We start from the raw sequence: 26,271 nt of genomic DNA, 5'->3' as shown, positions 1-26,271 counted from the left end.
CAATCTTGTCGTAGGCCTGGAAATCACCGAAATACTTCGTGATCGCAGCCGTCAACGTCGTCTTGCCGTGGTCAACGTGACCAATCGTCCCGATGTTCACGTGCGGTTTCGAACGGTCAAACTTTTCCTTTGCCATATCTCTGGGCGCCTTGTTCTGTTGGAGGGCCGGACGGCCCGTGGTGCTTGCTCCGCGCGCCTATTATTGGCTCGCGCGCCGAAAATCAAGCGCTTCATCGCCCGTTGAAGACCCCCGCGGGCGCGGTCAGCCCTCGGTCGCCTCGACGACGCGTTCCTTCCCCGAATCGGCGCTTTCCGCGTCTTCCTCCGCCGCGGTTTCCGCGGCCGCCGGCGCGGGCTCTTCCGTCGCGGCCTCGTCTGCGTCGAACCAGCCGTGCCGCGCGTGCTGCTGGACCAGCCAGGTCTCGATGCGCTTGGACGCGTTGCGACTAAGGTTGCGCATCTGCTGTTCTTTCGACTGGGTCAGCCCCGAACCCAGCACCGTCTCTCCCGAAAGGGTTTCGACCACGGTGATCTGTTCGGGTTCCTCGTTGAGCTTCTTGCCCGCGGCGTCGTCCCAGGCGGTCACCTTGATGATGAGAACCGATTTCGGAGACGCGACCACCGGCACGCCGGGGATGGCCAGAACATAGCCTTCGACGCTGATCCCGAGGTGATAAAGGCTGTCGCCGTCATAGCGGCTGAACCGCTCGTCGATGGCCGCCTTCATCGACTCGATCCACTCCTCCTTGCTGGCCTTGCGCGAGGCCGGGCCCTGCGTGAGGTTGGGGGCGACCACCACGTTGTGACCGAGGTGGAAATCGCCGAGATCGGCCGTCGGCCCGTCCAGGTCGTTGGGATTGGTGCACCCGGCAACGACCAGCCCGGCGATCAGCATGGCAAAAAGGCGGAACATGGACGATCCCCGTGCTCGTTTCACCCGGCCCGAATACAGCAGCCGCGCAGGCCGTGCAATCCGTTGCCGGGCGCGGCGTGACGCCTACGTTCTCGGCGAAGAGGTCGAGAGATGACAACACCCACCGGCATACCGGTCCGCGCGACGCTGCCCCGACGCCGCCTCGGCGCGGTGGAAAGCTTCCTGGCCGCGCGTCGCAACCTGCTCGGCATCGTGCCGGAGGCAACGATGCACCAGGCGGTGGTGTCCGGCCGGACCGGTGCGCGCTGGCACATGGTCACCGACCCGGCCGCGATCCGCCGCGTGCTGTTGGAACGTCCCGACGCCTACCCGAAATCCGAGGTCACCAAGGCGATGCTGCGCCCGGCCATCGGCGACAGCCTGTTCGTCGCCGAGGGCGCGCACTGGCGCTGGCAGCGCCGTGCCGCCGCGCCCGTGTTCTCGCAGCGCAACCTGTCCGCGCTCGCGCCGGTGATGACGGCCGCCGCCGACCGCGCAGCCGAACGGGTTGCAGCGGCGGGAAACCGGGCCCTCGACCTTTGCCAGGAAATGGTGCGCACCACCTTCGACGTGATCGCCGAGGTCAGCTTCTCCGACGACGGCAGCTTCGACGCGGCCGGCGTGCACCGTGCCATCGACACCTTCATCGCCGAGGTCGGGCGCCCCGCCTTTTTCGACATCCTCGGGCTCCCGGTCTGGATCCCGCGGCCCGAACGGCTCATGGCCGAGCGAAGCGTTGGGGCCATGAAGGCCGAGGCCGATGCCGCCGTGGCGGCCCGCAGCGCGCGGGGCACGGGGACGGCGCCCGATCTGCTCGACATGCTGATGTCCGCGCAGGATCCCGAAACGGGGCGCGGGATGACCCGGTCGGAGTTGCGCGACAACCTGCTGACATTCATCGTGGCGGGTCACGAAACCACCGCGCTTTCACTGGCGTGGTCGCTCTATCTCTGCGCCTTCGACCAGCAGGTGCAGGACCGCGCCCGCGCCGAGGCGCAGTCCGTTCTGGGCACGCGCGCCGCCGGCGTGGACGACCTCGACGCTCTGCCGTTCATCCGCATGATCGTGGAAGAGGCGCTGCGCCTCTACCCGCCCGCGGCGATCGTTTCGCGCACGGCACACGCGGCCGACCGGCTGGCGGGGGCCGAGGTGCGGCCGGGCGACACGGTCGTGTTGCCCATCTACGCGCTGCACCGAAGCCGGTTGATCTGGGACACGCCCGACGCGTTCCGGCCGCACCGCTTCGCCGATCGCAAGGCGATCGACCGTTTCGCCTATCTACCCTTCGGCGATGGACCCCGCGTGTGCATCGGCGCCCGTTTTGCCATGCAGGAGGCGGTGATCGTTCTGGCCACGCTGCTGGCGCGGTTCCGGTTCCGCCCCGTGCCCGGCCGCGACCCGGACCCGGTGATGATCCTGACGTTGCGGCCGGAGCGCGGCGTCTGGCTGGAGGCCGAGCCCGCCGCCCCGCGTCAGTAGAATGCCTCGAACGGGATGTAGCGCACTGGGTCGCCCGGCGTGATCGTCGCCGCGCCGTCGCCCAGTTCCACCAAGCCCTCGGCCCAGCTCAGCCCGCTGACCCGCCCGGATCCTTCGGAGGGGAACACCTCGACGCGCCCCGCACGCACCCGCGCCCGCAGGAATTCGCGCCGGCCCGGCTTCTTGCGTTTCTCGAACCCCGCGGGCAGTTCGACGCCCTGCGGAACGCGCCATCCCTCGCCGGCGAGCACGCCCATTGCCGGGCGCGCGAACACCAGTGTGCAGACCATGGCCGCCACCGGGTTGCCCGGAAGCCCGAAGACCGGCACGCCGCGCCACAGGCCCAGCGCCAGCGGGCGGCCCGGCTTGATCGCGATGCGCCATTCCGCCATCGCGCCGGATTCGTTCAGCAGGGCGGAGACATGATCCTCATCGCCCGCCGAGGCGCCGCCGGAGGTCAGGATCACATGCGCCACGTCGGCGGCCGCGTCGAGACGCGCGCGCAGCGCATCGCGATCATCGGGCACGCGCCCCATGTCCTGCAAACCGTACCCGAACCTGCGCACGAGACCACCGAGCATCGGCCGGTTGGCGTCGTGGATCCGGCTTGGTGCGACCTCCGTGCCGGGCTCGGCCAGTTCGTCGCCGGTCGACAGCACCGCGACCTGCAGCCGCGCGCGCACCGGCAGGCTGCCGACACCGGTCGCGGCCGCCAGCGCCGCGTCGGCCGGGGTCACGCGGCGGCCGGCGTCAAGGATGCGCGCGCCGTCCTCCACGTCCTCTCCGGCCGGGCGGGTGTTGGCGCCTGCGCGGATGCCAGCGCGAAAGGCGATGCACCCGCCCGAGTCGTTCACGTCTTCCTCGAGAACCACGGTATCGACGCCCTCGGGCAACGGCGCGCCGGTCAGGATGCGCACGGCCTGCCCGGCGGGCACCGGTTTGCCCAGCGGCACGCCGGCCGCCGCGCGGCCGGGCACCAGCGGAAGCACCGGGTCTCCCGGCGGCAGCGCGTCATGGGCAAAGCCGTAGCCGTCAACGGCGGAATTCGCCTGCGGCGGGTGCGCGCGCCGGGCCGTCACCGGGGCGGCCAGAACCCGGCCCGGGCTGTCGGAAACCGCGCAGTCCTCACGGCCCACCACAGGGTGCAGCCGGTCGCGCAGCCGCGCCAGCGCGTCCTCCACCGGCGTCCAGTCCACGCCGGCGGGCATGGCGAAGCAATCATCGCGCAAGGGTGGCGGTGCCGGGGCGGGCGTTGCAGCGGCGCGCAGCGCGTCCTCCTGGCCCACGCCGAGAATCCAGCCCTCCTCGGCATCGCCTTCGGCCAGCATGGTCTCCAGCGTGCCCGGCTCCAGACCGGCAAGGGTCCGGGCCGTGACGCGCACCTGCGCGGCATCGGGGATCTCGTCCTCCACCGCCTGTGTCGCGATCTCCTCGGCCAGGAGCGAGGGGTAGATCTCGGCCAGCACGATCCGGGCCCCGTCGGCGGGTTCAAACGGGCTGACGGCCAGCGCGTCACCATACCGCCGGCGCATTGCCTGCAGCATCGGCAGGCCCAGCAGCACCTGCGAGCCGACGGACCCGGTGGTGTAGAGCTTCCAAACGGGCTGCGCGCGCCGCAGGCGCTGCTCGACCTGCCGTCGCTCGGGCAGGCCGTGGCCCGCCCGGTCGCTGCCCCGCGCCGGCAGGTCGGGCGTTTCGTGGTCGCGCGGACAGCCCCAGAAGGGACCGGTTCCGGGAAACAGCCGGTTGAGCTGCGCGGCAACGCCGAAGCGGTTGTTGGCGTTGTCGGGCGCGTCCTCGACCCTCTCGGCCAGCTCGGCCCAGAGCGCCAGCGGATCGGCCCGCCCCGTCACCGCGCGCGCGAACCCGCGCGGGTAGCCGAAGGGAAAATCGAACCCCGCCAGCACCCGCCGCCCCGCGTCGAGCGCCCGGTCGAAATGGGTGACAAGCGCATCCCGCGCGGCGGCCCGCGTGCGGTGATAACTCACCCGCGTTTCGCCGCCCTCGTGCACCGCGATCCAGATCGCATCACGCACGGGGCGCGCCGGCGAAGGCTTGGAGCGCGCCGACCAGTCGACCATCACGATGGACTCGAAACCGGTCACAGCCCCACCTCGCGCAAGATGAAATCGGCGATCACGGCCGTGTCGTCGAGGCAGAAAACGGGCCGGTCGATAGTCGGGTGCGCATCGCTGGCCACGGCACGAACGCTCGGGTCGCCCGGCGCGATCAGCGCCTTTCCTGTCGCGGCGCGGTGCGCTTCGACCTTGGGGTGCGAATCCCGCTTGTAGCCCTCGACCAGCACCAGGTCGACCGGCGACAGACGATCCAGAAGCTCCGGCAGGGCGGGCTCCGGCGCGCCGCGCAACTCGTTCATCAGGACCCAGCGGTTGGCCGAGGCCAGAAGCACCTCGGATGCGCCGGCATGGCGGTGGCGGTAACTGTCCTTGCCCGGCTGGTCCACGTCGAAGCTGTGGTGCGCGTGCTTGAGCGTCGAAACGCTCAGCCCGCGGCCCGTCATCTCGGTCACCAGCCGTTCCATCAGCCCGGTCTTGCCGCTGTTCTTCCAACCGACGATGCCATAAAGCCTCATGGCCCGCCCCCGGCCATCGCACGTGCGCGCGCCAGATCCTCGGGCGTGTTCACGTTGAAGAACGGGTCGCCCGCCTCATTGAACAGGGCCGTGCGGCCGCCGTGGGCGTCCGTCCACTCGACGACCTTGCGCAGGCCGCCTTCAAGCGCGGCGCGCAGATCATCGCGCAACGCCACCGGCCAGAGGCCGAAGGTCGGGTGGCGCCCCTCGGAGGTCGCCGCCAGCGCCAGCGGCGCCTCCATGCCCTCGGCCGCGCACAACAGCCGCGGGACGAGGTCGCAGGGAAAGAACGGCGTGTCGCCGGCGACACTGACCACGGTTTCGGCCCCCTGCCCGGCCGCCCAGTCCAAACCGGCCAGCACACCTGCCAGCGGCCCGGGAAAGCCCGCCACGCTGTCGGGCAGAACCGGCAACCCGAAACGCGCGAAGCGCGCGGGATCGCCGTTGGCATTGAGCGCCAGCCCCGCCACCTGCGGCGACAGGCGGGCGGTCACCTGGTCGAGCAGACAGCCCTCTCCCAGCGTCAGCAGCGCCTTGTCGCCACCGCCCATGCGCGTGGCCCGCCCCCCGGCGAGGATGACACCCAACGGCTGGCTCATGCCGCGCCCTTCCCGCCGGGTGCGGCAAGAAAATTCGAATTTTCTTGCCAATTTTCTTTGAAGAAAATTGGCCCGGCGGCCGGCGTCATGCGCGCTCTCCCTTTCGGCGGTGGCGGGCCGATTCCTCGGGCACGGCTCCCGGGTCGGCATCGCGGTGAACACGGTCCGCGCCCGACAGGCACAGGAACCGCTTGCCCTTGAGCCGGCCGATCAGCGTGAGGTTCACCTGCCGCGCGATCTCGACCCCCCAGGCGGTGAAGCCGGAGCGCGAGGCGAGCACCGGGATGCCCATGAGCGCGGTCTTGATCACCATCTCTGAGGTCAGCCGCCCGGTGGTGTACAGCGTCTTGTCGCCGGCTGCGACGCCCTCGGAGAACATCCAGCCGGCGATCTTGTCCACCGCGTTGTGGCGGCCCACGTCCTCCATGTAGACCAGCGGCCGGTCGCCGCGGCACAGGACGGTACCGTGGATGGCACCGGCCGCAAGGTAGAGCGACGGCGTGCGATTGATCGTGGAGGCCAGGGTATAGAGGTGCGAGGTGCGCACCGACGCCTCCGGCAGCTCGACCGCCTCCAGCCCCTCCATCATGTCGCCGAACACGGTACCGACCGCGCAGCCGGAGGTGCGCGTCTTCTTCTTCAGCTTCTCCTCGTAGCGCGTCTGCCCGTCGGTGCGCACGATGACGGTGTCGAGGTCGGCGTCGTAGTCCACGCGCTCAACCGTCTCGGTGTCGGCCAGCATGCCCTGGTTGCGCAGGAACCCGAGCGCCAGGTACTCGGGATAATCCCCGATCGTCATGGCCGTGACGATCTCCTGCCCGTTCAGGAAGATCGTCAGGGGCCGTTCCTCCACCACCGCGGCGGTGGCGGGGGTGCCGTCGTGGTCCACGCCCTCGACCGTGCGGGTCAGCCCCGCGCCTTCCGGGTCGGGGGCGATGATATAGTCGGCCGGGTCCACCTTTGCCGTCAATTGCATCTCCTTCGCGCAAGCACTATGCGGGCTACGTGCGAGTCAATCTAGGGGCAAGCGTTGGCGACAGAAACCACGAAATCCGCCTATTGGCAGGGCGTGCGCGACGGCGCGCCGTTCCTGCTGGTGGTGTGTCCCTTCGCGCTGCTGTTCGGGGTGGTCGCCACCGAGGCCGGGCTCGACGTGGTCGAGACCATGGCGTTTTCCGTGCTGGTCATCGCCGGCGCCGCACAGTTCACCGCCGTGGAACTTCTCAAGAACGACGCCCCGACGGTGATCGCGCTGGTGTCGGCGCTCACGGTCAACCTGCGCATGGCGATGTATTCGGCATCGCTGACGCCGCACCTGGGCGCCGCCACGCTGTGGCAACGCGCGCTGGTGGCCTATTTCACCGTCGATCAGACCTATGCCTGTTCGGTTCTGGCCTACGACCGGAACCCGGACTGGTCCGTTGCGCAAAAGCTGGGCTATTTCTTCGGAACGGTCACGCCGATCTGCCCGCTGTGGTATGTCTTCACGCTGGTGGGTGCGCTGGCGGGCAACGCGATCCCGGACGGGCTCGCGCTGGATTTCGCGGTACCGATCACCTTCCTCGCGCTGATCGGGCCGATGCTGCGCACCCGCGCGCACATGGCGGCCGCCTTCGTCTCGGTCGTCACCGCGCTGGTGTTCGCGTTCCTGCCCTACAACCTCGGCCTGCTGGTGGCCGCTCTGGCAGGGATGATGACCGGCGCCGAGATCGAACGCCGCGATCCCGAAAGCCTGCTGCCATGAATGAGGTGGCGGTCTGGACGGTGATCGTGCTGCTGGGGCTGGGCACCTTCGGGTTGCGCTTCGTCTTCACGGGCGTGATCGGCGATCGCCAACTGCCGCCCTGGATCCTGCGGCACCTGCGCTACACCGCGGTGGCCGTGCTTCCGGGGCTTGTCGCCCCCCTTGTCGTCTGGCCCTCGGCCACGGGCGGGCAGCTCGACCCGCCGCGACTGGCTGCGGCTGCCGTGACGCTGGCAACCGGACTGTTCAGCCGCAATGTCGTCGCCGCGATCCTGCTGGGGGCCGCGACACTATACGCCGGACTTTACCTGCTGGGCTGATGCGCTGGCGCGCCGCCACCTAGCTGTCGGCGCGTGCCACGCGCTCGGGATCCCATTCCTCGAGCACCTTGCTGTTGTCGTCGCTGTCGTATTCGTACAGCACCTCTTCGGTCACGCCGGGCACCTGCGCGAACTGTTCGGCCAACTGCTTGGGAAACCAGGTCGTGCGGATATCGCCGAAGCCGGGCAGCCCCGACAGCACGCGCGAGGTGCTCAGCGAACACTGGGCCGGCGGGACCGCACCGTAGGCCATGACCGCCTGCATCGCCTGTTCCGCCACCTCCGGCGGCACGTCGAGCTTCTGCACCTTCACGTGATAGGTCTCGCGCGCATGAAATCGCGTGTAGACATCGGCCACCTGGGGCGTGATGCCGTAGACCACGTCGTTACGTTCCGGCAGCGTCTCGTGCTTGAACGATCCGGCCGGATCGAAGACCACCCTTTGCGAGGCGTTGACCATCAACGAGGAATGCGCACCGGCCCCCGTGTTGTTGTTGATCATCGTGTAGAGCGTGAGCCGCGGCGGCCCGTCATGGCGGTAGGCGGCCTTGGTCACCTCGTTGTCGGGCGCCCAGACCGACTGACCGGCGCAGGCGCCCAGAAGCATGGCCGCGCCGAGCGCAAGCAGTGATCGTTTCATGCCGTCCCCCAACCCCGGACTGGATGTCAGCCGTTGATCAACCCGATGAAGACGATAACGGCGATGGACAGCCCGGCCACCCAGGCCGACGCTTTCACGAAGCCCTCGAAGGTCTTCTCCTGCTCTTCGATGTCCATGTTCCCATGCTCGTGTTCGGCCATGTCGTTGCGATCCCTCGAATGTCACGTTTCATCGCCGAGATACTGCATTTCGGCACGGCTGTCATCACCTTTGGGACACCGTTGCCGCGTGTGCGGCCAAAACGGCCGCGCCGGCGCCCCTGGTCCATGAACGCGAACAATACCGGCGCCGCCTCAGCCGCCGCTGCCGGACCGGATGGTCTGCCACGTCCAGGCATCGCCGGACCGGCCCCGGCGGACCCGGCCGGCGTGCCAGAGGTGCAGGCAGTGCGCCAGCGCCTCGACCAGCGCGAGACCGTATTCGCCATCGCCGACCTCGCGCTTGAAGATCGGCATGAAGCACTCGGCCGCCGTGCGTGGTGCCGAAAGATGCGCCTCCAGCCGCGCAAGCGCCCCGTGGTGATTGTCGGCAAGCTGCCGCAAGCGCAGTGGCAACCCGGTGAAGGGCAGCTTGTGACCCGGCAGCACGAGGTGATCCTCGCGGGCATGAGACACAAGGCGGTCGCAGGCCGCCAGCCAGTCGGACAGGGGATCGGCCTCGGGTTCGGTGGGGTAGACGCCGATGTTGGGGCTGATCGAGGGCAGCAACTGGTCGCCGCCCAGCACGAGGTTGCAATCGGCGCTCCAGAAGGTCGCGTGTTCGGGGGCATGGCCGCCACCCATGCGCACGGTCCAGTCGCGCCCGCCCATGCGCACCACTTCGCCCTGGGTGATCCGGCGATAACCCAGCGGGATGGGATGAACCGTATCCGCGAAATTGAACGGCCGATCGGCCTTGCGCGCTTCGTAGATGTCTTCGCGCATCCCGGCACCCCGGTAGAAGGCCAGCGTCTCCTCGGGCCAGGTCTCCTGCACGTCCAGCGTCAGCATGCGCGCCATCAGGAGCGCGGTGCGCGGCATCCACAGACGCGCGCCCCGCTCCATGAACCAGCCGGCCAGACCGACGTGATCGGGATGATGATGGGTCACGACGACACGCGACACCGGCTTGCCGGCAAGCGGACCATCCATCAGGGCCTGCCAGATCGCGCGGCCGCGCCGCGACGCCAGGCCGGTGTCCACGATCGTCCAGCCGTCGGCGCCGTCATCCAGCGCGAAGACGTTGACATGGTCGAGCTTCATCGGCAGCGGCAACCGCAGCCAGAGCACGCCCTCGGCCACCTCGGTCGCTTCGCCTTCGCCGGGCGGCTCCGGCCAGGGGTGGCGGATGCCGTTGACCTGGCCGTCCATCATGCGCCGAGGTCCTCCGCGCCGACCGCGTATAGGTCATCCGCCCCGGCCGTGGCGTGGGCGATGTGCGCCGCGTGTTCCGGCAGCAACCGCGTGATGTAGAACCGGGCAAGTGCCGTGCGCGGCCCGTTTCCACCTTCGGCGCGGGCCGCCGTCAGGTGGAAATGCCCACCGAGCACGCGGGCAAAGGCGCGCAGGAAGGGCACCGCGCCGGCGAACCGGTCATTCGGGTCATGCGCCACCATCCAGTCGATGGCCTCGCGCAGGCTTTCGCAGGCCTGCCAGACGGGTTCCGCCAACTCCGGCAAGCCTCCGCGCGCCACCTCGGCATCGGCCTCGATCTCGTCGATCAGGGAAAAAGCCGCCTCGCCAGCATCCGCCAGCTTGCGGCCCACGAGGTCCATCGCCTGGATGCCCGTGGTGCCCTCGTAGATCGTGGTGACGCGCACATCCCGCAGATACTGGGCCGCACCGGTTTCCTCGATGTAGCCCATGCCGCCGTGCACCTGGATACCGATGTCGCTGACCGCGATGCCGGTTTCGGTCCCCCAGGCCTTGGCGATCGGCGTCAGCAACGCCGCCCGCGCCGTCCAGTCCTGCGCGCGCGTCGCGGTTTCCATGTCGATGGCCGCCGCACAGGCCAATGCGATGGCACGCGCGGCAAAGACCTCGGCCTGCATCGTCAGCAACATCCGCCGCACGTCGGCGTGGTCTGCGATCGTGCCCGTGCCATCCTCGATCGGCACGCGCCCCTGGCGGCGTTCCAGCGCATATCCGAGGGCATGCTGATAGGCCCCCTCGGCCGCGCCGATGCCCTGTCCGCCGACCCCGAGACGGGCGTTGTTCATCATGGTGAACATCGCGCGCATGCCGTCGTGTGGCGCGCCGATCAGCCAGCCGGTTGCGCCATCGTATTGCATCACCGCGGTCGGGCTGCCGTGCAGGCCCATCTTGTGTTCCAGGCTGACGACCTTGAGGTCGTTGGGCTGGCCGGGCGCCCCGTCCGGGTCGGGGATGTACTTGGGCACGAGGAAAAGGCTGGTGCCCTTCGTGCCCGGCTTTCCGTCGGGCAGCCGCGCCAGGACCAGGTGGCAGACGTTTTCGGCGAAATCGTTGTCGCCCCAGCTGATGTAGATCTTCTGGCCCGTGACCGCGTATGTGCCGTCGCCGTTGGGCTCGGCTTGCGTCTTGAGCGCACCGACGTCGCTGCCCGCCTGCGGCTCGGTCAGGTTCATCGTGCCGCTCCACGCGCCACTGACCAGCTTGGGCAGGTAAATCGCCTTGATGTCCTCGTCGGCGTGGTTTTCCAGCGCCTCGATCTGGCCCTGTGTCATCAGCGGGCACACCTGCAGGCTCAGGCAGGCCGATGCCATCATCTCGTTGACTGCGGTGGTCAGCGTCATCGGCAGCCCCATGCCGCCGTGCTCCGGGTCGGCGCTGATCGCGACCCAGCCGCCGTCGGCGATCGCGCGATAGCCTTCCGCGAAACCGGGGCTCGTGCGGACCACGCCGTTTTCAAGGTGTGCCGGGTGCAGGTCGCCCTCGCGCTGCAGCGGGGCAAGCACCTGTTCACACATCCGTCCCGCCTCGGTCAGGATCGCCGCCGCGGTCTCGGGCGTGGCTTCGGCGAAGCGTTCGGTCTGCTGCACCGCGTCAAGGCCGATCACGTTGTCGAATAGGAACTGGTAGTCTTTCACCGGTGCGCGATATGGCATCCTGACCTCCCGATCTTGGCCAAAGGCGGCATATTGGCATCCGCCACCCCGCCCTGTATGCGAGGGCATCCTCAGGGCTAGCGTAACCCGCGCGCCCGTTTCATCAACCCGAACGCCACGTCAGACCCCGCCATGCCGTCCACCGCCGAAATCCTTCTTCCCGATTGCAGCGGCTATGCCCGCGCCGCCGCGATCCTGCGTGACGGCGGTTGCGTGGCCTTCCCGACCGAAACCGTCTACGGCCTCGGCGCGGATGCGCGGCAGGGTCGTGCGGTGGCCGGGATCTTCGAGGCCAAGCAAAGGCCGCGGTTCAACCCGCTGATCGCGCATGTCGACAGCATCGGGACCGCGCAACGCTTCGTGGCGTGGCCGCACGAGGCCGAGGTCCTGGCGCGCGCGTTCTGGCCCGGACCGCTGACGCTGGTCCTGCCCCTGCGCGCAAGCGCCGGGATCTCGCCGCTGGTCACCGCAGGGCGCGACACCCTCGCCGTCCGCGTCCCCGCTCATCCGGTGGCACAATCGCTCTTGCACGCCTTCGGCGGACCCGTCGCCGCGCCATCGGCGAACCCGGCCGGCCGCATCAGCCCCACCACGGCCGGGCACGTCCTCGCCGGGCTGGGGGACCGTATCGACGCCGTGATCGACGGCGGCCGCTGCCCGGTGGGCATCGAATCGACGATCGTCGGCCTTTGGGACACACCGGTCTTGTTGCGGCCGGGCGGCCTGCCCGCCGAGGTGATCGAGGCCGCCCTCGGCCAGCCACTCCCGCGGCAGGACGAGGGCGGGTCGCTGACCGCGCCGGGGCAGATGGCCTCGCACTACGCGCCGGGGGCCACCCTTCGACTGAACGCCGAAGCGGCCGGGCCTCGCGAACGCATGCTGGGATTCGGCGACGTGCAATGCGACCTCAACCTGTCGCGTGCAGGCGACCTTTCAGAGGCCGCAGCCAATCTTTTCGGCCACCTTCACAGGCTGGACGCGCAGGGGGCCACCGCCATCGCGGTCTCGCCGATCCCCGATACCGGACTGGGCCGGGCAATCAACGACCGGCTGCGCCGCGCCGCCGCACCCCGGCCCTGATTCCGGGGCGCGCCCCGGCCGTAGGGTCGATCCTGTGGGCAACCAAGGCCGGACGATGCGGCCACCGGCCCCGGACAAGGCAGGCGGCGCGCGCAACAGCGCGTATCGCTCAGGCGTGTCCGGCGTCTGCCGAAAGCGTCAGGGCGCTGATTCCCAGAGTCTTGAGCGCAGCTTCCCATTTCTCGCCGTCGGGGGTGTCGAAGACCAGCCGCTTGTCGGCCTCACAGGTGAGCCAGCCGTTCTGCGCGAGTTCGGCCTCGAGTTGCCCCGGCCCCCAGCCGGCATAGCCCAGCGCCATGATCGCGCGCCACGGTCCGCGCCCGGCGGCGATATCCTCGAGAATGTCGAGCGTCGCGGTCATCGCGAAATCCGCGTCCACCTCCAGTGTCGAGATCGAGGATTCATAGCCGCGCTCGTGCAGGACGAAGCCGCGGCCATGCTCGACGGGCCCGCCAAGGTGCACCGCCATCTCGGGCGTCTGCGCGCCCGCGTCGATCGACAGCTGTTCGAGCAATTCACGCAGCTGAAGATCACCCGTCGGCTTGTTGACGATCAGCCCCATCGCCCCCTCGTCGGAATGCGCGCACACGAACACGACAGAGTGTTCGAATCGCGGATCGCCCATCCCCGGCATCGCGATCAGCAGCTTTCCGGTCAGGTCGATGTCATGGCTCACGCGTCTGGCTCCCGTTCTCGGCGTCTCGGCCGTCGCCTCATGGCCAACATGGGGTGGGCAGCGGCCCGGCGCAAGCATCCTGAGACGTGTGCCGCGACTCCGTCCTCGCCCGAATGTGAGTTGGCAATCGCGGCAGGATGGGCCATGTCGATACCATGACAGCCCTTGTTCATCGCCTTATCTTCGTCCTCACCGTTCTGGCCGCGATCCCGGCACGGGCCGTCGGCCCCGACGACATGATCGACGCGCGCATTCTCACCGGCTGGCGCCAGTCCGACGGCCGGCACGTCGCGGCGTTGCAGTTCACGCTGCACGACGGCTGGAAAACCTATTGGCGCGCGCCCGGCGATGCGGGCATCCCCCCGCGGTTCGACTGGGGCGCTTCAAGCAATCTTCGCGATTCGGCGATCACCTGGCCCGCGCCGGAGGTCATCATGCAAAGCGGCGTGCGCACCATCGGGTTCACCGAGCAGGTGACGCTGCCACTGACGCTTTCGCCGGACGATCCCGACCGTCCGATCGCGTTGTCGGGCAAGCTCGACATTGGCGTGTGCAAGGAGGTCTGCGTCCCGGTCAGCCTGCACGTTTCGGCCAGGCTGCCGGCAGATGCCGCCGACCGCGACCCGCGGATCGTCGCCGCGCTGGCCAGCCAACCGCTTTCGGCGGACGAAGCCGGCGTCGGGCAAGTGCGCTGCCGCCTGAGTCCGCGCGACGATGGGCTCGGCCTGCGCGCCGAGATCCGCATGCCGCCGGTGGGCGGACGCGAAATGGTCATCGTGGAGGCCGACGACCCAGACGTCTGGCTGGCGCAGCCCCGGGTCGAGCGCAAGGGCGAATGGCTGGTCGCGGAAACCGAAATGGCGCATGTCGACGGCCGGGCATTCGGTGTGAACCGCTCGGGCCTGCGGATCACCGTCCTGGGCCACGGCCGCGCCGTCGATATCCGCGGCTGCCCCGCCCCCTAGCCCACACGGCGCCGCCGGACCGCAAGTATCGAACCGACGCCGAGGTAGAGCACCAGGCAGATCGCCGCCGCGCCCGCCGCGAAGACAGCCAGTGCCGCCATCGGCGCCGGTGCTTCGGCCAGGGCCGGCCACAGCCGCGTCAGCGGCGCGGGCAGCCCGCCGGTGACCAGCACCGGCACCAGTGTCGCACCCAGCCACGCCAGGATGGCCACGCCGCCCGAGAGAAGGGCCGCGCGCACCCCGATGGCACGGAACCGCATCCCGCGGCGCGCCGCCGTCCATTGGCGCGACAGATCGTGCTGCACGGCGATGAGCGCGGGCACGACCAGCAGCACCAGGAACATTCCGAAGCCCAACCCGTAAACCAGCGTGATCACCGTGGGCTTGAGGAACTCGGCCTGGCTGGAGCCCTCGTAAAGCAGCGGCGTCAGCCCGAGCACCGTGGTCATGGTCGTCAGAAGAACGGGCCGCAGCCGGTCGACGGCCCCTTCCACGATTGCCGGGAGCAGTCCGCGCCGGGCCGCGTGTTCGTCGATGGTGGTGACCAGAACGATGGAATCGTTGATGATGATCCCGGTCATGCCGAGCAGGCCGACGACGGTGAACATGCTCAACGGCACGCCCCAGAGGTAGTGCCCCCAGATCGTCCCGACCAGTCCGAACGGAATGATCGCCATCACGACCAGCGGGCGGGTCCAGCTGGAGAACACCCAGGCCAGAACGAGGTAGATGCCCGCCAGCGTCAGGATCAGACCGGTTCGCGCGTCCGACAGGAAGTCGCGCTCCTGCTCGGCCAGCCCGGACATCCGCCACTCGACCTGCTGTTCGCCCGCGATGCGCGGAAGGATGTCGTCCTGCAGCGTCTCGGTGATCGTTGCAGCCCGTGCGGGATCATCCTCGGAGATATCCCCGGTCACGCTGACGACCGCGACGCCGTTTTCACGCCGCACCGTGGCGAAACCCCGGCGCTCTGACACCCGCACGATGTCGGCCAAAGGCACGTATGCGCCGTCGGGCGTGCGCATCATGCTGCCCCGCAGGAAATCGGCGGTCAGCGCACCCTCGGGAAGCTCGACGCGCACCTCGGCGCTGCGCGGGCCCAGCGGATAGGTCGCCGCCTCGATTCCGTTCAGACGGTGGCGCACCACCCGCCCCAGGCCGTCGGTCGTGAATCCCAGGGCGCGGCCCTTGGCGGTCAGTTCGAGCACGAGTTCCTGCTTGTCGTAGGTCAGGTCGTCCTGCAGGGCAGACACCTCGGGAAACCGCCCCAGGGCCGCCTTCAGCGCCTCGGCCGCGGCCTTCAGCGTTTGCGCGTCGGCGCCGAAGAACTCCACCGCCAGCGCGTCGCCGCCGGGACCCGAACGATGACCCCGAAAGCTGACCTCCTCGGCCAGCGGGTGGCGCTCGACGCGCTCCTGCAATTCGGCCACGAAGGCGAAACTGGAATAGGGACGCAGATCCGCGTCGATCAGCTCGATCGAGATGCCGCCCAGAAGATCGGCGTCCTTCGTCTCCGTTCCCGCCAGGCCGCGGCCGGCGTTGCCGCCCACCTGGGCCATCACGTATTTCAGCGGGTTCCGCCCGTGCCGCGCCTCGTATTCCGCGCCCAGCGCCTCGGTCGCGCGCTGCATCTCGCGCATCATCTCCAGGCTGTCGGCGCGCGTGGCGCCGGGCGCCATGGCGAAATTGCCGCTGACGCTGCCGCGTTCGGGGGCGTTGAAGAAGCGCCACGTGACCTCGCCGCTCACGAACAGCGCCGCCTGGCTGGACAACAGCAGCACCGTGCCCGCCAGCACCGGGTAGCGCGCCCGCACGACCCACCCCATGGCCGGACGGAACGCGCGTTCGCGCAGCCAGACGAAGCCGCGGTTCACCACGCGGCTCGGAAAGTCGTACCAGTGGCGCTTGCCGGTGTGCCGCAGCGCGTGGGACATGTGGTTGGGCAGGATCAGGAAGCATTCGACCAGCGACGCGGCGAGCACGACGATGACGGTGAACGGGATATCGGCAATCAGGTCGCCGAACCGCCCGCCGATGGCCACCAGCCCGAAAAACGCGATCAGCGTCGTCAGCGTGGCCGAGAACACCGGCAGTGCCATGCGCCGCGCGGCATTCTCGGCGGCCGTGACCGGCCCTTCGCCCAGGTTCCGGGCGCGGGCGTCGGCATGTTCGCCCACGACGATGGCATCGTCCACCACGATGCCAAGCGTGATGATCAACGCGAACAGTGACACCATGTTGATGGTCAGCCCGGCCGCGTACATCAGCGCGATGGCCGCCGTCATCGCGACGGGGATCCCGGCCGCCACCCAGAAGGCCGTGCGGACATTGAGGAACAGGAACAACAGCCCCACGACCAGCGCCAGCCCTGTCAGCCCGTTGTTCTTGAGGATGTCGAGCCGGCCGGAGATGTAGTCGGCACGCGTGCGGATCAGCTCGATGCCAACGCCCTCGGGCAGCGTGCGGACCATCTCCTCGGCGATCTCCTCCACCTTTTCTTGTATCTCGATGGCGTCGCCGCGCGCCGAACGGTTCACGCGGATCGCCATCGCCGGCTCGTCTCCGACAAAGTAGCTCCGGTCGCGCGTGATCCCCTCGACCCTGACCCGCGCGACATCGCCCACGGTCAACTTGGACCCGTCGGGACGCGAGCGCAGCACGATCCCCTCGATCGTCTCCGGCGCGCGCTTCTCGATGCCGGTGCGCACGCGGGCGTTGGCGCCCTCGACGTCGCCGGCGGGATCCGACTCGACCTCGGCACCGACGGCCTGCGCGATCTCCGCCATGGTCACGTCGTGGGCCATGAGGTTGATCACCGGCACCTCGACGATGGTCTGCGGCGCGGCGACACCGCGGATCGTGGTGCGCGTCACGCCGGCCTCGAACAGCCGCTGCACCAGTTCATCGGCATACAGGCCCAGTTGGCGGGTCTCCACGGGGCCGGTGATCACCACGTCGGTGACGCGGTCGTACCAGGTGCCACGGCGCACTTCCGGCTCCTCCGCGGCCGCGGGCAGGGTCGTCACCCCGTCCACGGCCGAGCGCACGTCGGCCGCGGCGCGCGCCATGTCCCAGCCCGGTTCGAACTCCAGCCGGATGCGGGCCAGGCCCTCGCGGCTGGTGGCCGAGGAGGTTTCAACGCCCTCGACGGCCATGAGCGCGGGGTCGAGCACCTGCACGATGGCGCGGTCCACGTCCTGGGGCCCCGCCCCCTGCCACGCGATCGAGACGGTCACGCTGTCGACGACGACATCGGGAAAGAACTGGGCCCGCATCCGCGGCATCGCCGCCAGCCCGAGAATTATGAGAACCAGCAGCAAAAGGTTCGCAGCGGTGCGGTGCCGCGTGAAATAGGACAGCACGCCGCCCGCGGCGCCGGGGATGCGGCGGACCATGCCCTAGCCCCCCATCCGGCCTTCCAGCCGCCGGACCATCCGCGCGGGCACCCGTCGCTGTTCGAGTTGTGCCAGAAGGCGCGCCTTCACGTCCTCCGGCATCTCCGGGCTGCGGCGGATGAAATCGACCAGTCGCGCGCGTCGCTCCGCACTCAGGTCCAGCATGGCTGCTTCACCGCCCTCGCGCGCACGCGCCGCCCCGTGGTCCTGCCGCAGCGGGCGCACCTTGACGCCCGCGCCAAGCAGGGGCGAGCGTTTCGTGACAACCTCGCGCCCGTCCAGTGCCGTCGCGCGCACGAGGATATCGTCGCCTTGCCTTCGCAAGAGCTCCACCTGCACCGACTCCAGCCGGTTCTCGCTGCCCAGCACGAGCACGTCCCCGTCCGGGCCGAGAGCGGATGACGGCAGCCTTACCACGTTTGAAAGCTCGGGCTCATCTATCTCGACCTTCACGAAATCGCCCGGCTTGAAGCCCGGCGCGCGGTCCAGGCGGGCATAAAGGCGCCGGCCGGTCTGCCCTTCGCCGACCGCGGCGCTGTCGCGGCTCAGGGTGCCGCGCGCGACCAGCTCGACGCCGTCGACATCCAGCGTGACCGTCACCGGCGCATCGATGAGCGTTCCGTCGTCGCCGAGCAGCCGCGCGTAGCGCCCCGTGGAGACCCGGAACGCAACCTCCAGCGCATCGGGGTCGACCAGGCGGCCCAGGCGTTCGTTCGGGGAAACAAGCCCGCCCTCGACCACCGAGACATCGCTCAGCGTTCCGTCGAACCCGGCGGTGATGCGGGTATCGGCCAGCCGGCGCTCGGCCTCGGCCACGTCGATCCGGGCACGGGCGAGCCGCGTCTCGGCCTGGTCCACGCGCGCCTCGGCCTGCGCCACCGCCTGGCGCCGCGACAGCACCGCCTGCCGCGCCTGCGCCGCGGCCAGCTCGGCGGTTTCCACGCTGGCCTGCGTGCCCACACCCCGATCCTGCAGATCCTTCTGTCGCTTGTAGGCGCGCTCGCGCAGATCCTGCTGGTCGCGCGCGGCGGCCAGTTCGTCCTTCGCCAACTCGAGCGCGCGTTCCGCCTCGCGTGTCTCGGCACGCGCATCCATCAGGTCCGTCCGGGCCCGGTCGAGCGCGGCCTTGGCATCCGCCGGGTCGACGCGCGCCAGCAGCTGCCCTTTCGATACCTCCCCGCCGTCCTCGAATCCCCGGGCCAGTTCCACGAGCGCGCCGCCGACGCGCGCCCGGATCTCGAGCGTTCGGCGGCTGCGGATCTCGCCGAACGCGGACAACACGGGCGTGACGGTCCTTTCCTGCGCCGTCTCGACGTTCACGGCAAAAACACGTTCCCGGCGTTCCCTCGCCGGAGGCTCGCGCGACATGCTGTCCTGCACCGCCTGCGTGACGAGATGACCGGCATAGACCAGAAGGCCGGCTGTCAGCGACAGCAGGAACAAGCCGACCAGGCTGTGGCGCAGAAACCGCATGGTTGAGTACCCGACATGATGCCGCGACGGCCCAATGGTTCAACTTAAGGCCTGAACGGCAAATGCCAAGCGCCGCCCGCCGCGGCCGCCTGCGTCACTTGCGCCGTTGCGCCTCGTCCAGCCGCGGCAGGATCTCGACGAAATTGCAGGGGCGGTGGCGGTAGTCGAACTGCAGTTCCAGGATCTCGTCCCATGCATCCTTGCAGGCGCCGGGGCTGCCGGGCAACGCGAACAGGTACGTGCCGTCGGCCACGCCCCCGGTGGCGCGGGACTGAACGGCGCTGGTGCCGATCTTGCCGAACGATACCATGGTGAAAACCGTGCCGAACGCGTCGATTTCCTTTTCGTAGACCTCTCGGTGGGCCTCGACGGTCACGTCCCGCCCGGTCAGCCCCGTGCCGCCGGTAGAGATCACCACGTCCACGTCGTCGCGCCCGATCCATTCGCGCAGCTGGTCGGTGATCTGGTCACGCTCGTCGCGCACGATCATCCGGTCGGCAACGGCGTGGCCCGCCGCCTCGATCCGGCCGACCAGCACCTCGCCGGAGCGGTCCTGCTCCACGTGGCGCGTGTCGCTCACGGTCAGTACCGCGAAGCGCACGGGGATGAAATCCTTGCTCTCGTCCATCGAACTCATGCCACCTCATGCCCTTTCCAGAAACGCCAGCCGAACGGCGAGCGCGGTGAAGATCGCGGCCGTCGCCGCGCCCAGCCCCCGTGACACCCGGTTCGAGCGCGTGATCCACCCGCCGATACGGCCGGCGAAGACGCCCACAAGTGCGTTGATCGCGAATCCGCCCACCGCGATGACCGCGCCGAGCATCAGGAACTGGATCAGCACCGGCCCCCGGGACGTATCCACGAACTGCGGGACGAAGGCCAGGACGAACAGGATCACCTTGGGGTTCATCAGGTTCACGGCGAACCCGTCGCGGAACGCGCGCCGGGCGGACGCCGGGACAACTGGCCTCGCCACGGGAGCAGTGACCCGCAGCGCACCAACGGCGAGCCACAGCAGGTAGGCCACGCCGGCCCAGCGGATCGCCTCGAACAGCCAGGGCGCCGCGGCCACGGCCGCGCCCAGCCCCAGCCCGGCAAGCGCAACATGCACCAGCACCCCCGCCGAGATGCCCGCGCTGGCCGCCACGCCGGCGCGCGTGCCCGCGCGCAGCCCCTGGCCGAGGCAGAACACCATGTCGGCGCCCGGCGTGAGATTGAGCAGCAGCGCCGCAGGCACGAAAGCCGCCAGTAGCACGGGGTCGATCACGGCGTGACCTCGAACCAGTTGGGCCGCGGGCCGAGGTTGACCACCCGGCTGGCCCCGATCACGCCCTCCTCGCCCCAGCTGTCGTGCACATGACCGCACACGGCCAGCGCGGGCGCCAGCCGCTCGATCGCGTCCCGGATGGCGGTCGAGCCCACCGACTCGCCGCCGGAGGTCCGGTCCGCCACGCCCTTTGGCGGCGAGTGGGTTACGAGGATGTCGGCGCCCGCACAGCGCGACAGCATTTCCTCTGCCTGCGCTTCCGACAGGTCGCACGACCACGCGCCGAAGGGGGTGACCGGAACGCCATACCCCAGCCCGAAGATCCGCAGGCCGGCGACCTCCGTCCCCGTGCCGTGCAGCACCCCGGCCCCGGACGGCGCCGCGGCACGCAGCTCCGCGTCGCTCTCGGCGTTGCCGGGTACGATCACGAAGGGCACCGCGATCCCCTCGAAACGGGCCATCGCCTCGGCCAGCCCGCGGCGCATGTTGCAGAAATCGCCGGCTCCGATCACGAGGTCGGCCTCGCCCGCCGCCGCGACCAGCGCCCTCGCACGGGCCGCGTCGTGGTGAACGTCGGAAAACGCCAGGATCTTCATGGCCCCTCCTCCAGGCGCGCCTTCAACTCCAGCATGTCGGCCCAGGCCTCGCGCTTGGCCGCCGGGTTCCGCAACAGGTAGGCGGGATGGAACATCGGCAAGGCGGGCCGACCGTAACCTTCCGTCCAATGCCCCCGCAAACGCGTTATGCCCCGGCGCCCCAGCGCGGCCTGGCAACTGATGTTGCCCATCAGGACCACGACGGCCGGATCCACCAGGGCCACGTGCCGTTTCACGAAGGGCAACAACATCGCGATCTCGTCCGGCTTCGGGTCGCGGTTCTGCGGCGGGCGCCACGGCAGGACGTTGGTGATATAAACGGCGTGCTCCGGCGCCTCCGCAGCACGAGACAGCCCGATCTCGGCCAGCATGCGGTCCAGCAGCCGCCCGGCACGGCCAACGAAGGGCTTGCCCTCGCGGTCCTCGTCACGCCCCGGCGCCTCGCCGACGATCATCACCCGCGCCGCCGGGTTGCCGTCACAGAAGACGAGGTTGCGCGCCCCGCGCTTGAGGTCGCAGTGCTCGAACGCCGCGATGGCCGCGCGCAACGCCGCAAGGTCCCGCGCGCCCTCGGCCAGATCCTTGGCGACGGCAACGGGATCGTCCTCTCGCGTCCTTTCGGCGGGTGGCGCGGCCTCGGTGCGGGCCGCCGCGCTCCCGGGTGCGGCCTCGCCCGCGGCCAGCGCATAGCGGTTCACCGGCGCGTCCCCGATCGCCTCGGTCGCGCCGAGTTCCACCTGCCACGCCAGCAGGTCCCGCAGCGCGCGGATGTCCTGGCCCGATTCCATGCCGCCAGCCTATCCCCTGGACGCGCCCCGTGAAAGCCGCCACGCCCGGGCCCGATGCGACACGCGCTTCACCTTGCGTCAAATACTCTCGCCGAAGGCCACCCGAGGCCACGGCCGCAGGCCGGGGCCGAGACAAACCTGCGCGCGCGCCAGCGCGCACCGCTTGGCAACACCCGGCCGGCTCAGCGGTCAGGGTCGATCAGGCCGAGCCCGCGCAGGTAGATCCCGATCCCCGCCTCCAGCAGCGCTTGCGGGTCGTAGGGCGCCTGGGCGCCGGGCGCGTTGCGCGCGAACAGCTCCACGACCCCGTGGCTCATCGCCCAGACATGTGCCGAGAACATCGAGGCCGGCGGCCGCCGGTCGGCCGGTATGTGCCGGCTCAGGTCACCGGCCGCCTGCTCGAGCACGCCGCGGGCGCGCGCGGCCGCGGCGGCCAGTTCGGGCGTGCGGTTCACCGACACGCCGCTTTCGAACATGGCGATGTAATGGCCGGGGTGCTGCCGCGCGAAGGCGAGATAGGCCCGCCCCGTGGCCTCGAAGGCCTCCAGCGCCGAGGGCTGGCCGCTGTCGTAGGCGTATTGCATCACGTCCCCGAAGATCTCGTATCCCTGCCGGGCGGCTTCCGCGATCAGGTCGTCGCGCCCGCCGAAGTGGCGATAGACCGCCGCCGGGGTGACACCGGCCTGCTTGGCCGCCTCCGACAGGGTGAATCCCGCCGGCCCCTTCGCCTCGATCAGCGCGAGCGCCGCCTCGACAAGCGCCTGGCGCAGGTTGCCGTGATGGTAGCCGCGTTTAGGCATCCCAGATTTCTGGGCCCGCGCAGACCGCCGTGTCGGCACGGCCGAGCGCTTTCGGCTTCTTTCGCGCGTAGTCGATGTTGCTCAGGACATGGCGCAACGCCTCGAGACGCGCCCGTCGCTTGTCGTCCGAGCGGATCACCGTCCAAGGGGCGTCGACCGTGTGCGACAGGGTCAGCGTCTCCCCGATCGCGGCGGTGTAGTCGTCCCAGCGGCTCAGCCCCTCCACGTCGATCCGGCTGAGTTTCCATTGCTTCAGGGGATCACGCTCGCGCTTGAGGAAGCGGCGCAGTTGCTCGGCCCGGCCGACGTTGAGCCAGAACTTGAACAGGTGCACGCCCTCGTCCACCAGCATCTTCTCGAAATCCCCGACCTGGTGGAAGAAATGCGTGCGCTCGGCCTCGGTGCAGAAATCGAAGACCTTCTCGACGACACCGCGGTTGTACCAGCTTCGGTCGTAGAAAACGATCTCTCCGGCGGCGGGAAGGTGATAGACGTAGCGCTGGAAGTACCACTGGCTCTTCTCGCGTTCGCCGGGCGTTCCAAGCGCCACCACGCGGGCGCCGCGGGGGTTCAGGTGCTCGCGGAAGCGCTTGATCGTGCCACCCTTCCCGGCGGCGTCGCGCCCCTCGAACACGCAAACGATGCGGGTGCCGTTGGCGCGGGTCCAGGCCTGCAGCTTCGCCAGCTCGGTCTGCAGGGTGCGCAGTTCCTTGTCGTAGGCCTTGCGCGGCATGCGTTCGGAGTGCGGGTACCCGGGATCGAGGACATCGTCCTTGTCCGCGCGCTTGATGGCCTGACGCACGTGCTTGGGCGCGTGGTTCTCGAAATAGTCGGTGATCGCGCCGTCGAATGGCAGCTCCATCGGCCTCTCCTCGGTTCGAAAGGGCACTATGGCCGCTCAGTCGCCGGGGCGCAATCCGGCGCGTTCGGCGGCGCGGCGGATGCCGGCGACAACGGCGTCCTGCGCGACATGATGAGGCATGTGGCCCACCCCGTCGAGCCGGGTCAGCATGGCGCCGGGGATCTGCCGCGCCAGCGGTTCGCTGTGGATCGACAGCCCCACCGTGGTGTCGGCGGTCCCGTGAAGGATCTCGGTGGGCACCTGCACGCTGCCATACTCGGTGTGCATCTCGCGGATCTCGGCCTTCAGCCCCGCCCGCTGCAGCGCGTTGGCCCGCAGGGAAGCGCGGCGCAGCGTCAGCCCGGCGCCGAAGTGGTCGATGTAGCCGTCGGGCGGCGCCTGCGGCGCGAAGACCTCGGCGATCGCGCGCTCCACGCGCGCGTCCTGCACGAAGGCGGTCAGCATGGGGATCGCCAGCGGCCCCAGCACCGGGTGCGCGGTGACGCGGTAGAAGGTCGGCAGCCCGCCGGGCCAGGGGTTTGACGGCGCGGCGACCGCCACCAGTGCCGACAGGCTTTGCGGGCGATGCACGGCCCAGGCCAGCGCCACCGCCCCACCGTAGGAATGGCCCAGCACCACGGGCCTGTCCGCGCCCAGCTTGCGCGCGGCCTGCGACAGAAGCCGCGCCTGTTGGCCGATCGTCGCGCCGCCCGCATCGATCCGGTCGGTGTAGCCCAGGCCGGGCCGGTCGAGGACGATGACCCGGAACTCGTCGGCCAGTCTCCCCGCCAGGCTGTGCGTCATGTCACGGGTGTTGCCCGAGGAGCCGTGGATGAGCACCAGGTCGGGCCCCTGCCCGTCCACCACGGCATGGACATGATGCCCGTCCACCTCGATCAGCTGGCCCTCTGGCGGAAAGGCGGCTTCGGCCCGCGCTTCGTGCGCGCGGGCGCGGTGCTGCACCCAGCCCCAGGCCCCGGCCAGCAGGGCCAACGCAAGGGCGAGAAGCTTAGCGGCCAATGTCATCGATGTTGAACGGCGTGGACTGGTAGATCTCGTTGATCCAGTTGCCATAGAGCAGATGCGCATGGCTGCGCCACCGGTTCTGCGGCGGACGCGCCGGATCATCGTCGGGATAGTAGTTGCAGGGCACCGCGATGGGCGTGCCGTTGGCCACGTCGCGATCGTATTCCTGTTTCAGCGTGTCGCTGTCGTATTCGAGATGATTGAAGATGTAGAGGGCATTGTGCTTCTCGTCCTCCACGAGGCAGGGGCCGACTTCGTCGCTGTCAAGAAGGATGCGCAGGTGCGGTGCGGCCAGGATCTCTTCGCGGCGCATCTCGGTCCAGCGGCTCACCGGGATCACGCAGTCGTCGGAGAACCCTCGCAGGTAGGGCGACGCGGGCGCCATGTTGCGGTGCCGGAAACAGCCGAAGGCCTTTTCCGCGAGCATGTGTTTCTGCACGCTGTGGAAGTGGTTGATCATCGCCATGCCGCCCCAGCAGACGCCGAACGTCGAAAGGACATGGGTGCGCGTCCACTCGAAGACGGTCGTCAGCTCGTCCCAATAGGTGACCTCCTCGAAATCGAGGTGCTCGATCGGTGCGCCGGTGATAACCAGGCCGTCGAATTTCTCGCCCGACTCCAGCACCTCGCAGAACGGGCGATAAAAGCTTTCCATGTGCTCGGCCGCGGTATTGCGGGTGCGGTGCTCGCTCATGCGGATCAGGTGCATGTCGATCTGCAGCGGGGTGGCGCCGATCAGCCGCGCGAACTGGTTCTCCGTCTGGATCTTCTTGGGCATCAGGTTCAGCAACCCGATGCGCAGCGGGCGTATGTCCTGCCGCGCCGCCTGGTCCTCGCTCATGACCATGACGCCCTCGCGCGTGAGCACGTCGTAGGCGGGCAGGTCGGCGGGGATCTTGATGGGCATCGCTCGGCGTCCTTGTTGACAGGCGACACAAATAGGCCAGCCGCGGGTTGTGCTCAAGCCGGTGCCCGCGCGGCGCCCGTCCCGGCGTCAGGCGCGGTCGATCGCGGCGGCCACGAGATCGACGAAGCGCGCTGCGTCGGTGACCTCGGCGATCTCGTCGGCCGTGACGGTCACACCCCATTTCGCCATGGCCTCGTAGCGTGGCTGCCGATGGGCCAGCGCCCGGGAATAGGCCCAGCGGATGAAGGCGTCGGGGTCGACCTTGTCGGGCGCGCATCCTTCCTTGGCAAGGTAGTCGTTCCAGACCCGGTCCAGGAATTCCGGCTGGTAGGCCATCGGCTTTGGCGCGCGATCGAAACGGCGGATGAGGGCCTCGGTGTGCGCGGCGTCGCCCTTGATCCAGACCAGCAGGCAGTGGCGCGACAGCTCGGTCAGCAGCGTGTCATCCGGATCGTCGGGATCGACCCATTCGCAGATGCTGCCACCCGTGTCACAGACGAAGTGCGGATACCCGTAGAGCCTGTGCGAGCGTTCGATGAAATGGCCGGTGTCCTGTAACGCCGCGATCTCGGCGCGGCGGAACTGTTCCTGCCGGCGGCGGTATTCCGCGATCGGAAGGCCGCCCTTGTCCGGGTCGCCGGGCTTGCCGAGGTAGGCAGAGACAGGCGCGAGATTGTCGAAGGTGATGTTCGAGCCGATGTAGATCGAATCCGACAGCAGCAGATCGCGCAGGAAGGGAACCTGCATCGCGTGCGCCTTGGCGTTGTCGGCGATCAGCTCACCCATGTACCGGGTGCCGATACGGTAGTCGATGGAATAGTGAAACCAGTGCCCGCTGTCGCGCAAAAGGTTCGAGACATGGGTCTTGCCCAGGCCCGACATGCCATAGAGCAGGACCTGCTTGTGTTCCGCCGCGCGCCAGGCGCTCGCGCTGTCATAGATCATCGCCGCCCCGTTGTTCCGCCCAAGGGTAGGTAGCCAGAGCGCGCAGAAGCGTCAAATCCAAAGCGGACGAACGCTGCACGCAAGCGCCCCGCACGCAAAGCCGGCGGGGCGCAGCATGCCGCATTTCGGCAATGGCGGG

The 26,271-nt window shown here is 69.3% G+C and carries 27 protein-coding genes; 5 read left to right on the top strand and 22 right to left on the bottom strand.

Features of this window, described 5'->3' with window-relative positions:
• Nucleotides 1-136, bottom strand: a 136-nt coding sequence (locus CEF10_RS13905) for a GTP-binding protein (protein ID WP_232796516.1), incomplete at its 3' end; no start/stop codon positions are given.
• A gap of 126 nt (nt 137-262) precedes the next feature.
• Complete coding sequence (locus tag CEF10_RS13900; RefSeq protein WP_198586208.1) at nt 263-913, bottom strand: hypothetical protein; 651 nt, start codon at nt 911-913, stop codon at nt 263-265.
• A gap of 111 nt (nt 914-1,024) precedes the next feature.
• On the opposite strand from CEF10_RS13900, the gene CEF10_RS13895 reads away from it, so the two are divergent.
• The gene (locus tag CEF10_RS13895; protein WP_101068775.1) at nt 1,025-2,392 is read left to right on the top strand and encodes a cytochrome P450; all 1,368 of its coding nucleotides are present in this window, start codon (nt 1,025-1,027) and stop codon (nt 2,390-2,392) included.
• On the opposite strand, the gene CEF10_RS13890 is transcribed toward CEF10_RS13895, so the two are convergent.
• From CEF10_RS13890 to CEF10_RS13875, 4 genes are all read right to left on the bottom strand, one after another.
• Entirely contained in the window at nt 2,386-4,497 is a 2,112-nt protein-coding gene (locus CEF10_RS13890) for a molybdopterin-binding protein (protein ID WP_101068774.1), read from the bottom strand. The two genes, CEF10_RS13895 and CEF10_RS13890, sit on opposite strands and share 7 nt — an antisense overlap.
• Nucleotides 4,494-4,985, bottom strand: a complete 492-nt coding sequence (mobB, locus tag CEF10_RS13885) for a molybdopterin-guanine dinucleotide biosynthesis protein B (RefSeq protein ID WP_101068773.1) — start codon at nt 4,983-4,985, stop codon at nt 4,494-4,496. Before mobB ends, CEF10_RS13890 begins: the two co-directional genes overlap by 4 nt.
• Nucleotides 4,982-5,584 (bottom strand): molybdenum cofactor guanylyltransferase MobA, encoded by a 603-nt coding sequence (mobA, locus tag CEF10_RS13880; RefSeq protein WP_101068772.1) that lies wholly within the window; start codon nt 5,582-5,584, stop codon nt 4,982-4,984. Before mobA ends, mobB begins: the two co-directional genes overlap by 4 nt.
• An 85-nt stretch (nt 5,585-5,669) precedes the next feature.
• Complete coding sequence (locus CEF10_RS13875) at nt 5,670-6,560, bottom strand: formate dehydrogenase accessory sulfurtransferase FdhD (RefSeq protein WP_101068771.1); 891 nt, start codon at nt 6,558-6,560, stop codon at nt 5,670-5,672.
• Between the two features lie 54 nt (nt 6,561-6,614).
• Here CEF10_RS13875 and CEF10_RS13870 point away from each other — a divergent pair, with 54 nt between their 5' ends.
• Both CEF10_RS13870 and CEF10_RS13865 read left to right on the top strand, forming a co-directional pair.
• Nucleotides 6,615-7,328: an AzlC family ABC transporter permease gene (locus CEF10_RS13870; RefSeq protein ID WP_101068770.1), complete on the top strand. Its 714-nt coding sequence runs from the start codon at nt 6,615-6,617 to the stop codon at nt 7,326-7,328.
• Nucleotides 7,325-7,648 carry an AzlD domain-containing protein gene (locus CEF10_RS13865; RefSeq protein ID WP_101068769.1) on the top strand — a complete coding sequence of 108 codons (324 nt, stop codon included), beginning with the start codon at nt 7,325-7,327 and terminating at the stop codon, nt 7,646-7,648. The genes CEF10_RS13870 and CEF10_RS13865 overlap by 4 nt, the downstream gene beginning before the upstream one ends.
• 19 nt (nt 7,649-7,667) lie before the next feature.
• Here CEF10_RS13865 and CEF10_RS13860 read toward each other — a convergent pair whose 3' ends face one another.
• The 4 genes from CEF10_RS13860 to CEF10_RS13845 all read right to left on the bottom strand — a co-directional run bounded on the left by CEF10_RS13860 (nt 7,668) and on the right by CEF10_RS13845 (nt 11,373).
• Complete coding sequence (locus tag CEF10_RS13860) at nt 7,668-8,288, bottom strand: hypothetical protein (protein ID WP_101068768.1); 621 nt, start codon at nt 8,286-8,288, stop codon at nt 7,668-7,670.
• 26 nt (nt 8,289-8,314) lie between these two features.
• Nucleotides 8,315-8,449: an aa3-type cytochrome c oxidase subunit IV gene (locus CEF10_RS13855; RefSeq protein WP_101068767.1), complete on the bottom strand. Its 135-nt coding sequence runs from the start codon at nt 8,447-8,449 to the stop codon at nt 8,315-8,317.
• 153 nt (nt 8,450-8,602) lie between these two features.
• Nucleotides 8,603-9,658 (bottom strand): MBL fold metallo-hydrolase, encoded by a 1,056-nt coding sequence (locus CEF10_RS13850; RefSeq protein WP_101068784.1) that lies wholly within the window; start codon nt 9,656-9,658, stop codon nt 8,603-8,605.
• Complete coding sequence (locus tag CEF10_RS13845) at nt 9,658-11,373, bottom strand: acyl-CoA dehydrogenase (protein ID WP_101068766.1); 1,716 nt, start codon at nt 11,371-11,373, stop codon at nt 9,658-9,660. The genes CEF10_RS13850 and CEF10_RS13845 overlap by 1 nt, the downstream gene beginning before the upstream one ends.
• Before the next feature lie 132 nt (nt 11,374-11,505).
• Between CEF10_RS13845 and CEF10_RS13840 the strand changes: the two genes are divergently transcribed.
• Complete coding sequence (locus CEF10_RS13840; protein WP_101068765.1) at nt 11,506-12,453, top strand: L-threonylcarbamoyladenylate synthase; 948 nt, start codon at nt 11,506-11,508, stop codon at nt 12,451-12,453.
• A 109-nt stretch (nt 12,454-12,562) separates the two neighbouring features.
• Here CEF10_RS13840 and CEF10_RS13835 read toward each other — a convergent pair whose 3' ends face one another.
• Complete coding sequence (locus tag CEF10_RS13835; protein ID WP_269801328.1) at nt 12,563-13,129, bottom strand: YqgE/AlgH family protein; 567 nt, start codon at nt 13,127-13,129, stop codon at nt 12,563-12,565.
• Between the two features lie 155 nt (nt 13,130-13,284).
• On the opposite strand from CEF10_RS13835, the gene CEF10_RS13830 reads away from it, so the two are divergent.
• Complete coding sequence (locus CEF10_RS13830) at nt 13,285-14,094, top strand: protein-disulfide reductase DsbD domain-containing protein (RefSeq protein WP_101068782.1); 810 nt, start codon at nt 13,285-13,287, stop codon at nt 14,092-14,094.
• Here CEF10_RS13830 and CEF10_RS13825 read toward each other — a convergent pair.
• From CEF10_RS13825 to CEF10_RS13775, 11 genes are all read right to left on the bottom strand, one after another.
• Nucleotides 14,091-17,489: an efflux RND transporter permease subunit gene (locus CEF10_RS13825; protein WP_101068764.1), complete on the bottom strand. Its 3,399-nt coding sequence runs from the start codon at nt 17,487-17,489 to the stop codon at nt 14,091-14,093. The genes CEF10_RS13830 and CEF10_RS13825 overlap by 4 nt on opposite strands.
• A 3-nt stretch (nt 17,490-17,492) precedes the next feature.
• Complete coding sequence (locus CEF10_RS13820; RefSeq protein WP_101068763.1) at nt 17,493-18,962, bottom strand: efflux RND transporter periplasmic adaptor subunit; 1,470 nt, start codon at nt 18,960-18,962, stop codon at nt 17,493-17,495.
• 94 nt (nt 18,963-19,056) lie between these two features.
• Nucleotides 19,057-19,599, bottom strand: a complete 543-nt coding sequence (gene moaB, locus CEF10_RS13815; RefSeq protein ID WP_101068762.1) for a molybdenum cofactor biosynthesis protein B — start codon at nt 19,597-19,599, stop codon at nt 19,057-19,059.
• A 6-nt stretch (nt 19,600-19,605) separates the two neighbouring features.
• Nucleotides 19,606-20,229, bottom strand: a complete 624-nt coding sequence (locus tag CEF10_RS13810; RefSeq protein WP_101068761.1) for a LysE family translocator — start codon at nt 20,227-20,229, stop codon at nt 19,606-19,608.
• Nucleotides 20,226-20,825: a metallophosphoesterase family protein gene (locus CEF10_RS13805; RefSeq protein ID WP_101068760.1), complete on the bottom strand. Its 600-nt coding sequence runs from the start codon at nt 20,823-20,825 to the stop codon at nt 20,226-20,228. Before CEF10_RS13805 ends, CEF10_RS13810 begins: the two co-directional genes overlap by 4 nt.
• Nucleotides 20,822-21,613 (bottom strand): uracil-DNA glycosylase, encoded by a 792-nt coding sequence (locus CEF10_RS13800; RefSeq protein ID WP_101068759.1) that lies wholly within the window; start codon nt 21,611-21,613, stop codon nt 20,822-20,824. Before CEF10_RS13800 ends, CEF10_RS13805 begins: the two co-directional genes overlap by 4 nt.
• Before the next feature lie 182 nt (nt 21,614-21,795).
• Nucleotides 21,796-22,413, bottom strand: a complete 618-nt coding sequence (locus tag CEF10_RS13795; protein WP_101068758.1) for a TetR/AcrR family transcriptional regulator — start codon at nt 22,411-22,413, stop codon at nt 21,796-21,798.
• Nucleotides 22,406-23,275: a polyphosphate kinase 2 gene (gene ppk2, locus CEF10_RS13790; RefSeq protein ID WP_101068757.1), complete on the bottom strand. Its 870-nt coding sequence runs from the start codon at nt 23,273-23,275 to the stop codon at nt 22,406-22,408. The genes CEF10_RS13795 and ppk2 overlap by 8 nt, the downstream gene beginning before the upstream one ends.
• A gap of 36 nt (nt 23,276-23,311) precedes the next feature.
• Complete coding sequence (locus CEF10_RS13785) at nt 23,312-24,280, bottom strand: alpha/beta fold hydrolase (RefSeq protein ID WP_101068756.1); 969 nt, start codon at nt 24,278-24,280, stop codon at nt 23,312-23,314.
• Nucleotides 24,264-25,187 (bottom strand): homoserine O-acetyltransferase MetA, encoded by a 924-nt coding sequence (metA, locus tag CEF10_RS13780; RefSeq protein ID WP_101068755.1) that lies wholly within the window; start codon nt 25,185-25,187, stop codon nt 24,264-24,266. The genes CEF10_RS13785 and metA overlap by 17 nt, the downstream gene beginning before the upstream one ends.
• Nucleotides 25,188-25,274: 87 nt before the next feature.
• Entirely contained in the window at nt 25,275-26,132 is an 858-nt protein-coding gene (locus CEF10_RS13775) for an ATPase (RefSeq protein WP_101068754.1), read from the bottom strand.
• Nucleotides 26,133-26,271: the final 139 nt, after the last annotated feature.

The organism is Roseovarius salinarum, from assembly GCF_002834145.1.
Taxonomy (GTDB): Bacteria; Pseudomonadota; Alphaproteobacteria; order Rhodobacterales; family Rhodobacteraceae; genus Roseovarius; species Roseovarius salinarum.
Note: the sequence above shows the minus strand (reverse complement) of the source record. Positions and strands in the feature narration are given on the sequence as shown.